This is a genomic window from Komagataeibacter xylinus, from assembly GCF_009834365.1.
Lineage (GTDB): Bacteria > Pseudomonadota > Alphaproteobacteria > Acetobacterales > Acetobacteraceae > Komagataeibacter > Komagataeibacter xylinus_D.
Genome location: NZ_CP041348.1, coordinates 689,830 through 706,607 on the forward strand (window position 1 = coordinate 689,830; position 16,778 = coordinate 706,607).

Annotated in this window: 14 protein-coding genes; 9 read left to right on the forward strand and 5 right to left on the reverse strand. The window is 66.2% G+C overall.

Features of this window, described 5'->3' with window-relative positions; all coding sequences use genetic code 11:
• Window positions 1-68 precede the first annotated feature (68 nt).
• Together FMA36_RS03255 and FMA36_RS03260 are read left to right on the forward strand one after the other, a co-directional pair.
• On the forward strand, window positions 69-1,316 hold the full coding sequence (locus FMA36_RS03255; protein ID WP_159260784.1) for an aminopeptidase: 1,248 nt from the start codon (window positions 69-71) through the stop codon (window positions 1,314-1,316).
• Window positions 1,313-1,870, forward strand: a complete 558-nt coding sequence (locus FMA36_RS03260; RefSeq protein WP_159260786.1) for a hypothetical protein — start codon at window positions 1,313-1,315, stop codon at window positions 1,868-1,870. Before FMA36_RS03255 ends, FMA36_RS03260 begins: the two co-directional genes overlap by 4 nt.
• 100 nt (window positions 1,871-1,970) lie before the next feature.
• On the opposite strand, the gene FMA36_RS03265 is transcribed toward FMA36_RS03260, so the two are convergent.
• The 4 genes from FMA36_RS03265 to FMA36_RS03280 all read right to left on the reverse strand — a co-directional run bounded on the left by FMA36_RS03265 (window position 1,971) and on the right by FMA36_RS03280 (window position 6,950).
• The gene (locus FMA36_RS03265) at window positions 1,971-3,092 is read right to left on the reverse strand and encodes a glycosyltransferase family 4 protein (RefSeq protein ID WP_159260788.1); all 1,122 of its coding nucleotides are present in this window, start codon (window positions 3,090-3,092) and stop codon (window positions 1,971-1,973) included.
• Window positions 3,089-4,789 (reverse strand): heparinase II/III family protein, encoded by a 1,701-nt coding sequence (locus FMA36_RS03270; RefSeq protein ID WP_159260790.1) that lies wholly within the window; start codon window positions 4,787-4,789, stop codon window positions 3,089-3,091. Before FMA36_RS03270 ends, FMA36_RS03265 begins: the two co-directional genes overlap by 4 nt.
• A gap of 40 nt (window positions 4,790-4,829) precedes the next feature.
• Window positions 4,830-5,507: a ribulose-phosphate 3-epimerase gene (gene rpe / locus FMA36_RS03275; RefSeq protein WP_159260791.1), complete on the reverse strand. Its 678-nt coding sequence runs from the start codon at window positions 5,505-5,507 to the stop codon at window positions 4,830-4,832.
• 96 nt (window positions 5,508-5,603) lie between these two features.
• Window positions 5,604-6,950, reverse strand: a complete 1,347-nt coding sequence (locus FMA36_RS03280; RefSeq protein WP_159260793.1) for an RsmB/NOP family class I SAM-dependent RNA methyltransferase — start codon at window positions 6,948-6,950, stop codon at window positions 5,604-5,606.
• An 87-nt stretch (window positions 6,951-7,037) separates the two neighbouring features.
• On the opposite strand from FMA36_RS03280, the gene FMA36_RS03285 reads away from it, so the two are divergent.
• The 6 genes from FMA36_RS03285 (at window position 7,038) to FMA36_RS03310 (ending at window position 13,871) form a co-directional block, all read left to right on the forward strand.
• Window positions 7,038-7,721, forward strand: coding sequence for a YggS family pyridoxal phosphate-dependent enzyme (locus tag FMA36_RS03285; protein WP_159260795.1), 684 nt, complete (start codon window positions 7,038-7,040; stop codon window positions 7,719-7,721).
• Window positions 7,722-7,847: 126 nt separating this feature from the next.
• The gene (locus FMA36_RS03290; protein WP_159260797.1) at window positions 7,848-9,848 is read left to right on the forward strand and encodes a potassium transporter Kup; all 2,001 of its coding nucleotides are present in this window, start codon (window positions 7,848-7,850) and stop codon (window positions 9,846-9,848) included.
• 134 nt (window positions 9,849-9,982) lie between these two features.
• The gene (gene hemW / locus FMA36_RS03295; protein WP_159263560.1) at window positions 9,983-11,155 is read left to right on the forward strand and encodes a radical SAM family heme chaperone HemW; all 1,173 of its coding nucleotides are present in this window, start codon (window positions 9,983-9,985) and stop codon (window positions 11,153-11,155) included.
• A gap of 113 nt (window positions 11,156-11,268) precedes the next feature.
• Window positions 11,269-12,321, forward strand: a complete 1,053-nt coding sequence (locus FMA36_RS03300) for a nucleoside hydrolase (RefSeq protein ID WP_159263562.1) — start codon at window positions 11,269-11,271, stop codon at window positions 12,319-12,321.
• A 9-nt stretch (window positions 12,322-12,330) separates the two neighbouring features.
• Window positions 12,331-12,774 carry a DUF1489 family protein gene (locus FMA36_RS03305; protein WP_159260799.1) on the forward strand — a complete coding sequence of 148 codons (444 nt, stop codon included), beginning with the start codon at window positions 12,331-12,333 and terminating at the stop codon, window positions 12,772-12,774.
• Between the two features lie 32 nt (window positions 12,775-12,806).
• Window positions 12,807-13,871 (forward strand): lytic transglycosylase domain-containing protein, encoded by a 1,065-nt coding sequence (locus FMA36_RS03310; RefSeq protein WP_159263564.1) that lies wholly within the window; start codon window positions 12,807-12,809, stop codon window positions 13,869-13,871.
• Between the two features lie 19 nt (window positions 13,872-13,890).
• On the opposite strand, the gene FMA36_RS03315 is transcribed toward FMA36_RS03310, so the two are convergent.
• Window positions 13,891-15,927, reverse strand: coding sequence for a glycoside hydrolase family 3 protein (locus FMA36_RS03315; RefSeq protein ID WP_159260801.1), 2,037 nt, complete (start codon window positions 15,925-15,927; stop codon window positions 13,891-13,893).
• Between the two features lie 224 nt (window positions 15,928-16,151).
• Between FMA36_RS03315 and FMA36_RS03320 the strand changes: the two genes are divergently transcribed.
• Window positions 16,152-16,685, forward strand: coding sequence for a DUF3576 domain-containing protein (locus FMA36_RS03320; protein WP_110569473.1), 534 nt, complete (start codon window positions 16,152-16,154; stop codon window positions 16,683-16,685).
• The last annotated feature ends 93 nt before the right edge of the window (window positions 16,686-16,778 follow it).

The window sequence follows — 16,778 nt, forward strand, 5'->3', positions numbered from 1 at the left end:
TCTATCCTGCGGGGCAGTTTCCGCAGGCCTGCGGCACGCCGCATGCCTTTTACAGGATATGATTACGCATGGCTCTTTCCCCCCGGCATGAACAGCTTCTGGACCGCCTGGCCGAAGTCGCCGTCCGCGTGGGCGTGAATATCGCGCACGGGCAGCAGCTTCTCATCACGGCCCCGCTCGACGCCGTGCCGCTGGTGCGCCGCATTGCCGAGCACGCCTACAGGGCAGGCGCTTCACTGGTCACGCCGTTCTATTCCGATGACGTGACCACGCTGGCGCGCTTCCACCATGCGGCGGATGACACGCTCGACACCGCCGCCGACTGGCTGCACGAAGGCATGGCGAACGCCTACCGCAAGGGCGCGGCACGCATGGCCATTACCGGAGGCAACCCGGTGCTGCTGGCCAATGAGGATGCCGAGCGCGTCTCGCGCATAGGCCGCGCGGCCTCAAAGGCGGGGCGGCCTGCCATGGAACTGATCACGCGATTCGCCATCAACTGGAACATCGTGGCGTATGCTACCCCCGCCTGGGCGGCGCAGGTCTTTCCCGGCGTGCCGGAGGAGGAAGCCGTCAGCCATCTGTGGGATGCCATCTTCCAGGCCTCACGCGTGATGGTGGATGACCCGGTGGCGGAATGGAAAAGCCATAACGCCCACCTGCACAAGCGTGCCACGTGGCTGAACGAAAAGCGCTTCGCCGCCCTGCACTTTACCGGCCCCGATACCGACCTGACCGTGGGCCTGGCCGATGGCCATGCCTGGGCGGGCGGCGCGGAACCTGCGGGCAACGGCATCGTGTGCAACCCCAACATTCCCACCGAGGAAGTGTTCACCACGCCGCATGCCCGCAAGGTCAGCGGCACGGTGCGCGCCACCAAGCCGCTGTTCCACCAGGGCACGCTGATCGATGATATCGCCGTACGCTTTGAAGAGGGGCGCATTGTCGAGGCCCATGCCAGCAGCGGGCTTGACGTGCTCAACCGCATTCTCGACACCGATGAGGGCGCGCGCCGCCTGGGTGAAGTGGCCCTCGTGCCCGCATCCTCCCCCATCTCGGCAAGCGGCATCCTGTTCCGCAATACCCTGTTTGATGAGAACGCGGCCAGCCACATCGCCCTTGGCCAGTCCTACGCCAAGTGTATGCTCGATACCGACAGCCTGACCGAGGCCCATCTGGCCGCGCAGGGCGCCAATACCAGCTTCATCCATATTGACTGGATGATCGGGTCCAGCAAGATCGATGTAGACGCCATCAACCACGATGGCACACGCGAACCCCTGATGAGACAGGGCGAATGGAGCAACCAGCCATGACCGCTTCCTTCCTGCGCCGCACCCTTGCCGCCACCGCCTGCACGCTTGCGCTGGCAACCGGCCCCATGGCCGTGCGCCTAGCCGCAGCCCAGCAGCCGATGCAGCAGAGCGCTACCGAGCAGGCCCAGCCAACACCTGCCCAGCAGGCCGCCATTGCCCGCGACATGAAAACGGTGGCGGAATACAGGCTGCCCAAGGATTTCTTCACCCGCATGATGCCGGTGATCGAGCAGATCCGCCAGTCGCGCATCTCCCCGCCCGAGACCCCCAACATGTCGCTTGAAGAGACAATCAAGCGCACGGCGGACATGGAGGCGCTCAAGCCAATCCTGCAGCATAGTGGCATGAGCGCGCGTGAGTTCGTGATGGGCATCACCACCTTTGGCCTGACCAGCGCCGTGATGCAGCACCCGGCCCAGGACAGCAAGAACATGCCGCCGCTGAACCCCGATAACGTCAAGCTGCTCCAGTCGCATCAGGCCCAGACACAGGCGCTGATCCAGGCCATGGGCGGCAGCGAGGGCGAAGGCCAGCAGTCTGGCGCACCCCAATAACGTATTGGGAAATAATAAAAGTCTTTGGTGAAGCTTTTTTTCAAAAAGCTTCAGAAAACCGCTGCCTTTTTGAAAAAAGGCAGCACCCAAAACCTTTCAGTCAGTTAAGCCTGCCCGTAAGTAATGCCGTAACGCGGGCCATGACAGCCGCCTGCGTGTAACGGCCCAGGGCGCGGGTCCGGCCGGCATTGCCCATACGCGCGCGCAGGGCGGCATCATTCACCAGACGTGCGAGGGCGGAGGCCAGCCCTGCGGCATCGCCGGGCGGGACCAGCAGCCCGGTCTCCCCCGCCACAACCTGCTCACGTGGGCCGCGAATGGTGGTGGCTACAACCGGCAGCCCACACAGCATGGCCTCGATTACGCTCATCGGCAGCCCCTCGAAATGGCTGGGCAGGGTAAAGATATCTGCCCCCGCCATCAGGGCGGCCACGTCCTCGCGGTAGCCCAGAAAGACCAACCGCGCCCCCAGCCTTGCACGGGCTGCGGCAAAACAGGCCGCCAGATCAGCACCCCGGTCGCTTGGCAGCCGTTCGCCCACGATCCACAGCACCGCGTTATCGGGCATGCGCTCCATGGCCGCCAGCAGTTCCGGGTAGCCCTTGGCCCGCACCAACCTTGATACGGCGAGGATGACTACCTGCCCTTCGCCCACACCCAGCGCCGCGCGCAACCGGGTGCGGGCCTGCGGGTCGGGGTGGAAGGTGGCCGGGTCGCGCCCGTTGCCAATGGCGGTGGCGTGGCGGTGAATGCCCAGCCTGCGGGCGTCGCGCGCTTCTTCCTCCGATACGGTCAGGTAGATGTCGGTTACACGTCCGGCCAGCCATTCCAGCATCAGGGCTGCAACGCGCCGCAACCTTGAGCCGGGCTGGTTGAACAGGAAACCGTGACAGGTATAGGCAATGCGCGGCACGCCACACCACCAGGCGGCAAACCGCGCCAGCAGGCCGCTTATGGGCATGTGGGCATGCACCATATCAGGTTTTTCCGCCCGGATGACGCGCACCAGTGCCCGCCACGCCCGCCACTGCGCCCGTGGCGAGAGCGTGCGCGACATGGGCACGCATACCACGCGCAGCCCATCGGCGCGCAACTGCGCCAGCAACGGGCCATCGGCACAGACGCCCGCTACGTCATGCCCTTCGGCCCGCAGCGCCTGCATGAGGGGAAAGAGGAACTGCCGCATCGAGAAATCGACATTCGTGATTTCAAGAATCTTCATGTCAGCAGGAGCAGTTTCTCACGCCTGAGCCCCCAGCGCACCACCTGCCGCATCTTGCCTGGCGGCACATCGCCCAACGGCGTGCTGCCCTGCGGAGGCGGGGCCGCAGGCTCCACGCCAGCCCCCTGCCCACCACCTTCCGCCATGCCTGCCGCAGGTTCCACCTGCACTACAAGCTGAAGCGTGCGACAGGGCACCTGCCCGCCGGAATAGACGCTCTCCTCGATCGAGACCACGCCCCCTTCCGCGCGGAAGCGCCAGTGCTGCTCGCCAGCACCAAGCAGGATGGAGCCATCAAGCGCATCCACTGCCGTAACCGACGGGTGCAGGTGCAGCCGCAGCGCGAAGGTCAGTTCACGCTCGCCCTCAAGCGTTTCCTCGCCGCGCAGCATTTCGCCATCAGCCGAAAGGTAAAGCCTGCGATAATACGTTGTCCCGGCTGAGGCATGGTAGCCATCATGCGACAGGTTGAGCCAATGCGCCCCCTCGGCCACGGCATGCTCCACGCCCACATGGGCGGGGCGGCGGCGGACCGTGCCATCCTCGCCGAACTCGGAGGATGACATCCCCTCCACCGTCACGACCGCATGCGCTGCCGTCTGGCGCAGGGCGTCCTTCCATGCGGGCAGCACGCCGCCGCCGCAATTGACGATAAGGCGCTGGCGCGCGCATGAAAACTCGAATGACAGCGTACCCGCATGCGCATTGTGGTCAAACGGGGCCGGGGCGGGAATGCCCACATCCACCAAAAGCAGCGAACGCACGGCCTGCATGCGCACGAACCCGCCATCGGGCATGGCATTCGCCACGACCCGCGTGCGCGTGGCCTGCGACAGCACCATGTCAATCAGCGCGGAACTGCGCTCATGACTGCCATTGAACAGCGCCAGCCCCCCATCGCCATGGCGCATGGCGCGCAGCACCGGGCTCATCTTGTCCAGTGCCAGGGCCACCGAATGGGGCAGCGCGTGCTGTACCGCCTGCATCATGGCCCGCATCTCGGCCAGTTCGCGCAGGGCGCGCAACTGCACCTCCGGGCTGCGCTCGACGTGCCAGCCATCGGGCAGGATCTGGCTTTCCACCACGTTATCGATATAGCGGCGGTAGCGGGTCAGGAAACCGGTATATTCCGGCATGGCCACGGCCACGGCCAGCAGCCCCTTGAGTGCCGCCAGCCCCTGCCAGCCCGGCTGTTCGGGCGGCATGAGGGCGGCGATCATGCGCCCTTCCACCAGAATGCGGGCCATGAGGCGCTGGCGGAACGCATCGCTGGCCGAGGCGGCAAAAAAATCATAATGCCCCAACCACGCTGCAACCCGCGCGCCGATCACGCCGCATTCAAGCGCCATCGGGCTCTGGGAGGGATGATGCAGCCAGTCATCCACCAGCGCGCGCGCCTTGAGCCGCGCGGCATCGGTGCCCACGGCGCGCAGGTCGCGCAGCCAGCGGAAACTGAGCAGCCCCTCGCGGAAGGCAGGCTCGAATTCAGGCGCATCCCACTGCCCCGGCCCTACGGGGTGGGTATAGCCCGCCCATGTCAGGCTGCCACGCGCCAGCCGCGCGCCTGCTGTGGTATTGCCCGGCCACAGGTCGCGCACGTTATGGACGGGGGCAGCAGGCAGGTACCTGCCATCCCCCAAAAGGGGCAGGCGCGCCAGGGAGACGCGCATGCCGCGCATGACGCGGGTCAGTGCCATAGGCACCCACCACCACCGCTATGCATTGAAAAGCCCTGCCTCACGCCGGGCTATGCGCCCCGCTGCGCAGGGCGCTGATGGCGGCGCCATAATTGCGCTGCCCATAGACGGACGTGCCTGCCACCAGCACGTCAGCACCCGCGGCAACCGCCAGCGGGGCCGTGGCGGCGGTAATGCCGCCATCTACGCCAATGCGGATATCGCGCCCGGTGGCATCGGCCATGCGGCGCAGGGTTTCGATCTTGCGGAGCTGGCTGGTCAGGAATTTCTGGCCGCCAAAGCCGGGGTTGACGGTCATGACAAGGATCATGTCCACCAGGTCCAGCACCTCGCCCACCGCCTCGGGCGGGGTGGCGGGGCAGATGGCAACACCCGGTTTGACCCCATGGTCGCGCACATGCTGCAGCGAGCGGTGCGTGTGCGGCCCGGCCTCGACATGCAGGTGGATATGGTCGGCTCCTGCCTTGGCGAACGCCTCGATATAGGGATCGACCGGCGCGATCATGAGATGCACGTCAAACGGGAGTTTTGATTTGGGGCGCAGCGCCTTGATCAGTTGCGGGCCCATGGAGAGGTTGGGCACGAAATGCCCGTCCATCACATCCAGATGCAGCCAGTCGGCACCAGCGGTTTCAACCGCAGCGACTTCCTCCGCCGCGCGTGAGAAATCCGCAGCCAGCAGGCTCGGCGCGATAAGGGGGGTGTTCAGAGCAGCCATGTCTGTTTTTTAACAGAAATCCCTGCCCGACGCCAACCTTTCATCACGCCTCCCCCGGTAACGTGTCCGCCTGCCCGAAGGGGGCCGCAGTCCCCCTCAGCCCCGGCGGAACCGGGCGGCAAAGAAGCCATCCATGCCTCCACGATCAGCCAGCATGCCCGGATGGGTGCGCAGCCAGCCCTCGGCCGTGCGGGCCTGCGGCAGGAAGGCCAGTTCCTCGGGCGTGAACGGATCTGGGATCAGCCCCATGTCCTGAGCCGCACGGGCGCGCTGCTCGCCTTCCTCGGGCTGGAGCGAGCACACGGCATAGACCAGCCGCCCGCCGGGGCGCAGCATGTCGCGCGCGGCAGCGAGCAGGCGGTCCTGCCCCCCGGTCATGGTGGCGATGTCACGCGGGCGCTTGATCCACATGGCATCGGGGTGGCGACGGATGGTGCCTGTGGCCGAGCACGGCGCATCGAGCAGGATGGCGTCGAGCGGGGCCTCGGGCTTCCATGTAGCGGCATCGGCGTGGATCACCTTCACGCTCTCCAGCCCCAGCCGGGCGAGGTTGGCGCGCAGGCGCTCAAGGCGGCGGCCCTCGCGCTCGATGGCGAATACCTCAGCCCCCGCGCAGGCCAGTTGCGCGGTCTTGCCACCAGGGGCTGCGCACAGATCGGCCACGCGCTCGCCCTTTGTCACGTTCAGCAGGCGCGCGGGCAGCGTTGCCGCCATGTCCTGCACCCAGAAATGCCCTTCGGCAAAACCGGGCAGTTCGGCCACCTTGACCGTGCCTGCCGCAAAACGCACGCTGCCACCTGGCATCATCTCGCCGCCGGGGGGCGCATCACAGCCGGGCTTGATGGTCAGGTCCAGCGGCGGCTCGTGGCCCAGCGCGCTGGCAATGGGGCGGGCAAGCCTGCCCCAGGACTGCCACAGCCACGCCGGCACATCGAGCCGGGGCTGGTCCATCCCTTCCAGTGCTTCAGCCCCGCCGCCTGCCACCCGGCGCAGCACGGCGTTGACCAGACCTGCAAACGGCACCAGCCCCCGCCTGCGTGCCAGCGCCACCGAAGTGGCCACGGCGGCATGCGGCGGCGTGTCAAGAAACAGCAGCTGCGCCACGCCAATGAGCAGCACCACGCGCACCGGCTCGGGCGGCTCACGCTTGAGGAAGGGGGCCAGCACCTCGTTTGCCGTGCCCATGTGGCGCAGCACGGTGGCGGCCAGCCGGTGGGCGGCAGCGCGGTCACGCGGCTCGGCGGTGCGGGCGGCGGCGGAATGCTCGAGCGAGGTATCGAGCATACGACGATGGACGATCACCCCTTCAACGATATCGAAAGCAATGTCGCGCGTGGGGTCAGGGGCGACCTTGCCGCCACGCCGGTCGGGGCGGCCCGCGCGATTGCGGCGGGCATCAGGGCGGCCATCGGGGCGGGACGACGGGGACGTGGGAGACTTCATGTAATCCTGACCTGCAAATGCGGCACTTCACAACGCGACGGCGCCTTGGGGCTTGACCGGGCCGCTATTCATGCCAAGCCTAGGGCCATGTCAACATCCGCATCCATAGCACAGGCCCTGAGCGGTATCCGCACCCGCATTGCAACGAGCGCGCGCGAAGCAGGGCGCGACCCTTCCAGCGTAGGGCTGGTGGCGGTATCGAAATTCCATCCGCAATCCAGCGTCATCGCAGCACTCGACGCAGGCCAGCGCCTGTTTGGCGAGAACCGCGTGCAGGAGGCGGCGGCCAAATTTCCCGCACTGCGCGAGCGCTTTCCCGACCTGAAGCTGCACATCATCGGCGGACTCCAGACCAACAAGGCGCTTGAGGCGGTCAAGATCGCGGACATGATCGAAAGCCTCGACCGCCCTGCCCTGTCGGATGCGCTGGCCCGCGCGGCAGACAGGGCAGGCCGCCTGCCGCAATTGCTGGTGCAGGTGAACACCGGCGATGAAAGCCAGAAATCCGGCGTGAGGCTGGAGGAGGCGGACGCCTTCATTACCGACAGCATGACCCGCTTTGGCGCGGCCGTGCGCGGACTGATGTGCATCCCGCCGCATGATGAAGACCCTACGCCACATTTCCGCACGCTCGCAGGCATGGCGGCACGCCACGGGCTGCCGGTGGTGTCGATGGGCATGTCGGCTGATTTCGAGGCCGCAATTGCCTGCGGGGCCACGCTGGTGCGGGTGGGCAGCGCCATTTTCGGGGCCCGTCCCGCCCACGCCTGAACGTGGTGGAATGGCACCCGAGCACACAGGGGCCTTGCTGCACATGGGGCGAGGCGGTAATGCGGAACTATCCGGTTGCGATGTGATGCCGGTTTTCAGTCTTCATTGCCGCGGAGCCGTCACGACATGACGCAACCCACGGGGCCTGTTGCCCCCGGATCCTCAACGACGCCGGATGGCGGCGCGCACCCCGCGCCTGCCGCACAGCAGGCCAATGCCGCGCCCAAGATTACCGAATATGGCGCCGACCAGCACGAGCATGCCGCGAACCCGGTCGGCTTCGCCGCCCTGCTCAGCGTGCTCGGCGTGGTGTTTGGCGATATCGGCACAAGCCCGATCTACGCCCTGCGCTCGACCATCATGGTCGTATCGCAGCACCACAAGATCGAGCCGTGGGAAATACTGGGCGTTCTCAGCCTGATCATCTGGTCGCTGCTGCTGATCGTGACGGTGAAATACGTCATCCTGATCATGCGCGCCGACCATAATGGCGAGGGCGGGATCATCTCGCTCATGTCGCTGGCCCAGCGCGTGGCGCCCAGCAACCGCATGCGCATAGCCCTCGGCATGGTGGGAATCGGCGGCGCGTGCCTGTTCTTTGGCGATGGCATGATCACGCCCGCCATTTCCGTGCTCTCGGCGGTGGAAGGGCTTGAGGTCAGCTTCCCCGCAGCCCACGATCTGGTCATTCCCATCGCACTCATGGTGCTGGTGGGGCTGTTCTCGGTGCAGTGCTACGGCACGGGCAAGGTGGGCACCATATTCGGCCCCATCATGCTGGTGTGGTTCAGCCTGCTGGGCATACTGGGCGCGCTTGAAATCCTCCACCACCCCAAGGTGCTGCTGGCCATATCGCCCACCTATGCGGTGCAGTTCATCATCTATCACGGGTGGCTGTCGTTCATTGCCCTTGGCTCGGTGGTTCTGTCGGTTACGGGTGCTGAGGCGCTTTATGCCGATATGGGGCATTTTGGCCGCCAGCCCATCCGCTATGCGTGGCTGTTCTGCGTGCTGCCGTGCCTGGCGCTGAACTATCTGGGCCAGGGGGCGCTGATCATCTCCGAGCCCAAGGCGCTCGAGAACCCCTTCTTCCTGCTCGGCCCGCACTGGATGCAGGTGCCGATGATCATCCTGTCCACCATGGCCACGGTCATTGCCAGCCAGGCGGGCATCTCGGGCGGGTTCTCGCTGTGCCGCCAGATCATCCAGCTTGGCTACCTGCCGCGCCTGCGCGTGACCCACACCAATGCGGAGGAAGAGGGCCAGATCTACCTGCCCGAGTTCAACCGCTTCCTCATGGTGGGCGCACTGCTGCTGGTGCTGGCCTTCCGCAGTTCCGATGCGCTGGCTTCCGCCTACGGCATTGCAGTGACGGGCACGTTCATGTGCACCTGCGTGCTGGCCATGGTGGTGTTCCGCAGGCTGTATCACTGGTCGCGCCCTGCGGCGGTTGCGACATTCGGTGGCTTCTTCCTGCTTGATACGACGTTCTTTGCCTCCAACGCGCTCAAGATCCCGCAGGGCGGCTGGGTGCCGGTGCTGCTCGGTATCGTGCTGACGCTGATGATGACGACCTGGAAAAAGGGCCGCCAGCTGATCATGAACCGGCAGAAGCAGGACAGCATGCCGATGAACTCGTTCCTGGCCCGCCTGCCGCAGTCACGCATCATCCGCGTGCCGGGCACGGCGGTGTACATGACCGGCAACCCCGAATTCGTGCCTGCCTGCCTGCTGCACAACCTCAAGCACAACAAGGTGCTGCACGACCATGTGCTGTTCGTGACCGTGCAGACCCTCGACCAGCCCGAGGCCGATCACGGCCACCGCGTGGCGTTGCAGGAACTGGCCCCCGACATCTACCGCATCATCCTGCGCTACGGCTTCATGGAAATGCCCAACCTGCCCCGCGCACTCGAAGACCTGAAGGCCAGCGGGCTGGACTTTGATGCACTGCAGGCCTCCTACTTCACCAGCCGCGAACTGCTGGTGCGCTCGTCGGTGCCCAAGCTCTCGCGCTGGCGCATGTCGCTGTTCCTGTTCATGGCGCGCAATGCGACGCCTGCCACCGAGTTCTTCCGCATTCCACCCGACCGCGTGGTAGAGCTGGGCGTGCGGCTGGCGATCTGATAAAAAACCAAAATGTCTGGGTGCCGCCTTTTTTCAAAAAGGCGGCATTCTTTTTGAAAAAAGCTTCACCAAAAAATTTCTACAGTCGGCAAGGGGTTTCGTTGGCAGGGTTTTCAGGCAGTCTCGCATCCAACATGGCCGAGCCGCTGGCGCTTTATGTGCACTGGCCGTTCTGCCTGTCCAAATGCCCGTACTGCGATTTCAACAGCCATGTGCGCGATGAAATTCCCCGCGCCCGCTTTGGTAGCGCGCTCAGGCGCGAACTGGCCCATGAAGCAGCCGTAATGGGCGATACGCCCGCCGAGCGCCCGATCATCAGTTCCATCTTTTTTGGCGGCGGCACGCCTTCCCTCATGGCACCCGGGACGGTAGCCGGGCTGATTGCCGATGCCCGCAGCCAGTTTGGCTTTACCGACAATGTGGAAATCACGCTCGAGGCCAACCCGACGAGCGTGGAGACCGGCCTGCTGCGGGCCTTCCGCGATGCCGGGGTCAACCGCATTTCAATGGGCATCCAGAGCCTTGAGCCCGAGGCCCTGCGCTTTTTAGGCCGCGAGCATGACGCCCCGCAGGCCATCGCGGCCCTCGAGACAGCGCGCAAATTGTTCGACCGCATCTCGTTCGACCTGATCTATGCCCGGCCAGGACAGACCGAAGCCGCATGGCGCAGTGAACTTGAGGCAGCCCTTGCGCTGGTATCCGACCACCTGTCGCTCTATCAGCTCACCATCGAGCCGGGCACGAAATTCGAGGGGCTGTACCGTCAGGGCCGCTTCCGCCTGCCCGAGGGCGATGACGCGGCCAGGCTGTATGAACTCACTGCCGAGGTCGCCGCCCGGCATGGCCTGCTGGGCTACGAGATCTCGAACTACGCCCGCCCCGGTGCCGAGAGCCGCCATAACCTGACCTACTGGCGCTATGGCGACTATGTGGGAATCGGCCCCGGCGCCCATGGGCGGCTGACCCGCAATGGCGTGACCTGCGCCACCCGCCGCCACCGCGCGCCCGAGCCATGGGCCGAGCGCGTGGAGCGCACCGGCACCGGCGCCCACCCTGATGAACGGCTGGATAACCGCGACCGCGCGCGTGAAATGCTGCTGATGGGCCTGCGATTGCGCGAGGGCATTGACACCACCCGTTTCGCCCGGCGCACCGGCATGGATGTGCTCGATGCGCTTGATGCCGACATGCTGAACATGGCGATCGGGGAGGGCTATCTGGTGCTTGACCCTGCCGGGCAGCGCCTGCGCGCCACCGATGCAGGCCGCCTGCGGTTGGAAAGCCTGCTGGCCGCGCTGGTGCTTTGAGGCATTAGGCCATACGATAGGGTCATCATTCAGGGCAGGGAGATTGCTGCGTGTTGTCATCCATCCTTTCGCGGTCCACCCGCCTCGCCGCCACCGCTGCGGCCCTTGCCTTCATGGCAGTGCCCGCCATGGCCGCACCCGCCACAGGCGGCCCGCAACTGGTCATCGAAGATAACGACTTCCTCGGCCCGGGCGGGTCGGACCAGCTTTCCACCATTCCGCTGCTGTTCAACCCCGATGTGCGCGTGCTGGGCTTTACGGTGGTGAGTGGCGACGGGTGGGAAAACGCGGAATCCGCCCATCTGCGCCGCCTGCTCGAAATCATCGGCAAGGCGGACGTGCCGGTGGCCGATGGCGCGGTCTACCCGCTGGTCAACACCCGTGCCGAAATGCGCCTGCATGAGCAGCAATACGGCACGATTCCGTGGAAGGGCGCATGGGGCGGCCTTGGCTCCATCGACACCGCACCCGATATGCAGCCCGCCATCGGGGCAATGAAGGAAGGTGCCCCCCACACCCCGCCGGCGAAGCAGGGCGCCGTGCAGTTCCTGATCGAGCAGGTGCATGCCCACCCGCATGAAGTCACGATCGTGGCGGCAGGCCCGCTGACCAACCTTGCCCTTGCCATCCGTCAGGACCCGACCTTTGCCGAGACGGCGAAGCAGCTCATCTTCATGGGCGGCATGCTCGATACGAGCATGATGTCGATTACCGGCAACGCGGACTTCGCCTCCGACTTCAACATGATCTTCGACCCCGAGGCAGCGCATATCACGCTGACCGCACCGTGGAAGGCGATCACGGTGGTGGGCAGCGTGTCGAACGACCTCATGCTCTCACGCGAGTACCTCGGCCAGATCACCAGCAAAAAAACGCCGCTCACCGCCTATCTCGGCAGTTATTACGATCCGCTGCCCATGTGGGATGAAATGACCACAGCCATCGCCGCCGACCCCACGCTGGTCACCTCCGCAGTCGATGCGCGCATGGATATCGACACCGCGCGCGGCCCGCATTACGGCCATGCCTTTGTGGTGCCTGATGCGCTGGCACCCAAAAACAGCCCCATGCGGGTGATGCATATCGTGCGCAGCATTGATGCGCAGCGCTTCCGCGACACCTTCCTGCGCGAGGCGCAGACCGATCCTGCGCGCCCCGCGCGGTAAGGATCAGGCATGCTGCATATGGTCAAGCTGGCGGTTGGCGTGCATTCCCTTGAGGAACTCGCCGCCCGCCAGTCGCTCCAGATCCCGCCGGTCGATGACCTTGATGGCACCAGCCCCTCGGGGCAGCCATGGTTCCGCACGCGCATGTATCCGCGCCGGGCGGCCGAAATACTTGATGGCGGGTCGATCTACCGCGTCATTGCCGGGCGCATCCAGTGCCGCCAGCGCATTACCGCCATCGAACCTGACACGCGCGAGGATGGCGTGGCCTGCGCGCGGGTGGTCATGGCGCCCGAGATCATTCCCGTCAGCCCGCGTGCCATGCGCGCCTTTCAGGGCTGGCGTTACCTCAAGCCCGCAGACGCGCCACCCGACCTTCTGGCAAACAGCCATGCGGGCGACATCCTGCCCGAAGCCCTACGCAACGAACTGGCGGAACTGTGCCTGATCTGAACATGCTCCCTGCACTTCCCTCCCTGCGGGACATGACGCGCCTGTTTCTTGTCGCCATTGCGGGGCTGGGGCTGGCCGCCTGCGCCACGTCATCGGGCGGCGGCGGCAGCAGCCACACCCATGCCAGCTATAACAGCTACTACAAGGGCAAGGCCGCCTACCGCCCCCCAGGCCCTGCAAACGACCCGTGGCAGCCCTATATTGCCGATGCCTCCAGCCGTTTTGCCGTGCCGCAGGAATGGATTCGCGCCGTGATCCAGAAGGAATCGGGCGGACATGAATATATTGATGGCCACCTCACGCGCTCGGCCAGCGGGGCGATCGGGCTGATGCAGCTCATGCCGCCCACCTATGCCGACATGCAGCGCCGCAACCACCTCGGCTCCGACCCGTATGACCCGCACAACAACATCCTCGCGGGCACGGCCTATATCCGCATCCTGTACGGGCTGTATGGCGCGCCGGGTTTCCTTGCCGCCTACAATGCCGGCACGGAACGGCTCAACGACTACCTTGAAAATGGCCGCCCGCTGCCCAGCCAGACGGTTCGCTACCTACGCATCATCACCCCCAATCTTGGCAATGAAGTGGCGCTGAGCGGGCCGCTGGCGGTTTATGGCTCCTCCGGCCAGCGGGTTACGTCCACACCCACGCCTTTGGGCAATGGCACCACGATCCAGCCCGACCACACCTATGTGCAGTACGCAACGCTTAACCCGCCTGCTCCCGTGCAGCACCGCACCGCCTGCGTGCATGATGCCAACCTCGCCTATGACCCTGCCAGCAGCACCTGCCACACCGATGCCCGCACGGCTGCCGCTGCCGCACCAAGTGCTGGCGCCGGATATGGGGCGTGGATGGTGCAGGTGGGTGCGTTTTCGGCGGAGGGGCAGGCCCGCTTTGCCAACTCCATGGCGCGGCAGGGTGATTTTGCTGCCCTTCAGGGCGCGCGCAGTCTGGTCATTCCGGTCAGGCGGCCTGCAGGCGTAATCTACCGCGCCCGCCTGGCCGGGCTTTCGCAGGCCGCCGCAACACGGGCCTGCGCCACGCTGAAGGACCAGGGCCTGCCCTGCACCGTCATCCGGCCCGGAGAGTAAAACTTTTATCCGTCAAAGCTTATTCAGGGATCACCACCGGGGCGGGCTGGTTTTCCAGCGTGGCAGGCACATGCAGGGCAGGCAGGTGCAGTGTTGCATGCCGCACCAGCATGACCGATGAGAACCCGAGGGAGAGCGTATAATCCCCGCCCGCCACAGACCAGTTGCCACCCGTACTGTTCCATTGCCCCACCAGCCGCAGGCTGACGGGCACGCTCAGCCGCACCGGGTGCCCCGGCGAGACCATCACGCTACGCCACGCGGCCAGCCTGCGCGGATTGCCCGGCAGGTCGGGCGGGGTTTCGACATAAAGCTGGGGCACGGCCCGCACCGCCGCCGTGCCGGAATTGGAGAGCGTGAAGCTGGCATTGAGGTGAGTGCCCTCACGCGCTACGTGCAGTTCGCTCAGCACCAGCCGCCCGCGGGCCGAAAGCCCATAGCCAAACGGAAACAGCGGCACGACATGCGCGCGCTCGAAGGCGCGATAATTCGCATCGACCATGCCCGGCGGGTACAACCCACCCGTCAATGTTACCGGCAGATGGCCCGAGAAATCCTGCTGCCCCGACAACAGCGCCGACAGGGCCTGCGCGTACTCATCACGCCATGCCCAGGCCTGCACCACGCTATCGACCGTATCGAGCCAGGGCATCTGCCGGTCGGGGTCATCGGCGGTCAGCACCACGACCACATGGCCGCCCAGTTCGGCCAGGGTGGTGATCATCTGGTTATCATCATTACTGGCGCTGAGCACCAGCGTACGGGCCGCCTGCGCGCAGGCGGGCGGCAGCGTGCCCGTAGCCCCCGCGCCATCAGGCGCGGTGACCACCGTCACGTTCAGCCCGGCATGGCGCAGCCCGTCGGCCAGCCTGTCGGCAGGCCCGCGCATGGCGGGGTGCACCAGCACCAGCACCGGGCCAAGGGCGGGGTCAAAGGGCAAAACGCGATTCTCGTTCTGCAGCAGCACCGCGCCCTCGGCTTCTACATCCCCCAGCAGGGTGTCGACCGGCGGGGGCTGCACGCCGGTACGGGCTGCGGCAAAAGGCGGTGGATGGTCAAGGCTGCCCGCCATGTAGAACGAGGCCAGGATATGCGTGACCATGGCCTGCACCTGCGCGGGCTTTATATCACCATCGCGCACGGCCTTGCGCAGCATCTCGCCCAGCACGTCGGGCCTGCCGGGGCTGACCTGCTCCATGTCCACCCCCGTGGCGACGGCATCGAGCGCGGGCGCGGTATCCGTGCCATGCGCAGTACCTGCGGGCATAGCCCCGCCCGGCACGGCCATGATCATGCCGGGAAAATGCCACGCCTCATGTACCATGGCCTCAAGCCCCGTCACCGTATGGCACGGCGCCATGCCGCCGCACAGCATCGCTCCCCCATGGGCCACTTCCAGCGCCGTGCCCACGCCCAGCAGGCTGTGGGCCGCAAGATCGGAAGCCTTGACCGGCGCGCTGCGCCCCGGGGTCGCGCCATCGGCGCGCGTCTGCTCCTCACGCGCCACCGAACCGAAGACCGGCAGCACATGGCCCGATAGCAGCCCCGCCCCGATCATGCCCGCCATGCTGCCCGCCAGCACCTGGTCCTCGCCGCCCTGCAACCGGCCCGAGGGCAGCGTGTCCACGCCGCCCACGCGCAGCACCGCGCGGCCATGCAGCCATTCCGCCCGGGCACGGGCAACGCCCGCGCGGCGGGCAAGGTCGGGGTCCCATGTCGCGGCCAGCGCCAGCCACGGCAGCATGGGCCGGGGCGGGGCATCGCCGGGTTGCACGGGTGTGGCGAAGGTGGGCATGCGCAGCACCGGCAGCCCCAGCCGGGGCACGCCCGGCCAAGCCAGCAGGCCGGGCACGTCCTCGCCCCCATTGGCAGCCGGAGCAGGACGGGCCTGAAGCACGGCCTGCTGCTCGGCGGGTTGCAGGCGGGCCGCCATGTCCGCCGCACGGGTGCTGGCCGGGGTGGCGGCGGCTGCGGCAGCCGCATGCGCCGGAGCGGCACAAAACAGCCCCGCCATAAGCAGGAAGGCGAAAGACCCTGTAAGCGTGTGTTTCATCATATCCCGTAGCTGTTGGCGTGTGCCGCCATTTTTGCGCTTCAATGGCCCGATTGTCACGCAGGGCACGGTAAAGTGCCCATGCGACTTGGCGTGGCAGGCGCGGCAGGATATGAAGAAGAATAACGCGACAGGCCGCAACGCCCCTGCCCGGCATGCCCGCCGGTGTCCGGGCGTGTGGCCGGATCATCACATGCGGGGCCATCCCCGGCGTCCACAGAGGCATCATGACCCTTCGCCCGTTCCATCCTGCTCCCTCTGCCGCCCCCTCGGGCCGTGCCCTGCTGCCACGCGCCGCACTCCCAGCCCTGCTTGCCGCAAGCCTGCTGGCTGGCTGCGGCAGCGCGCCCCAGCACGACAAAAGCGGGCTGGCCGTGCCCCAGAACCGCCTGCTGAAGGAAGATCGCGGCGCCAATGGCGGTTCCACGCCGCTGGAAAGCAACGGGGTCAACGCCTTTTTGTGGCGTGGCGCGCTCGATACGCTGTCCTTCATGCCGTTTGCCTCGGCCGATGCGGTGGCCGGCGTGATCCTGACGGACTGGTACACCCCGCCCGCCACCAAGGATGAACGCTTCAAGATCACCTGCTTCGTCCTCTCGCGCAGCCTGCGCTCGGATGCGGTGCGCGTCTCGGTGTTCCGCCAGGCCTATGAAGACGGGCAGTGGGTCGATACCCCTGTCGCCGCCAATACCGTGTCCGACATCACGGCCCGCATCCTGACCCGCGCGCGCCAGCTGCGCACCGATAGCGGCCAGCACTAGGCTTTACGCCCAGCCACGCAGTCCCGGCCGGGCCCGTGCGGCCCGACCTCTTTTTCAGCGGGCGCATGCCGCCTGCCCTCCGCATACCGAACC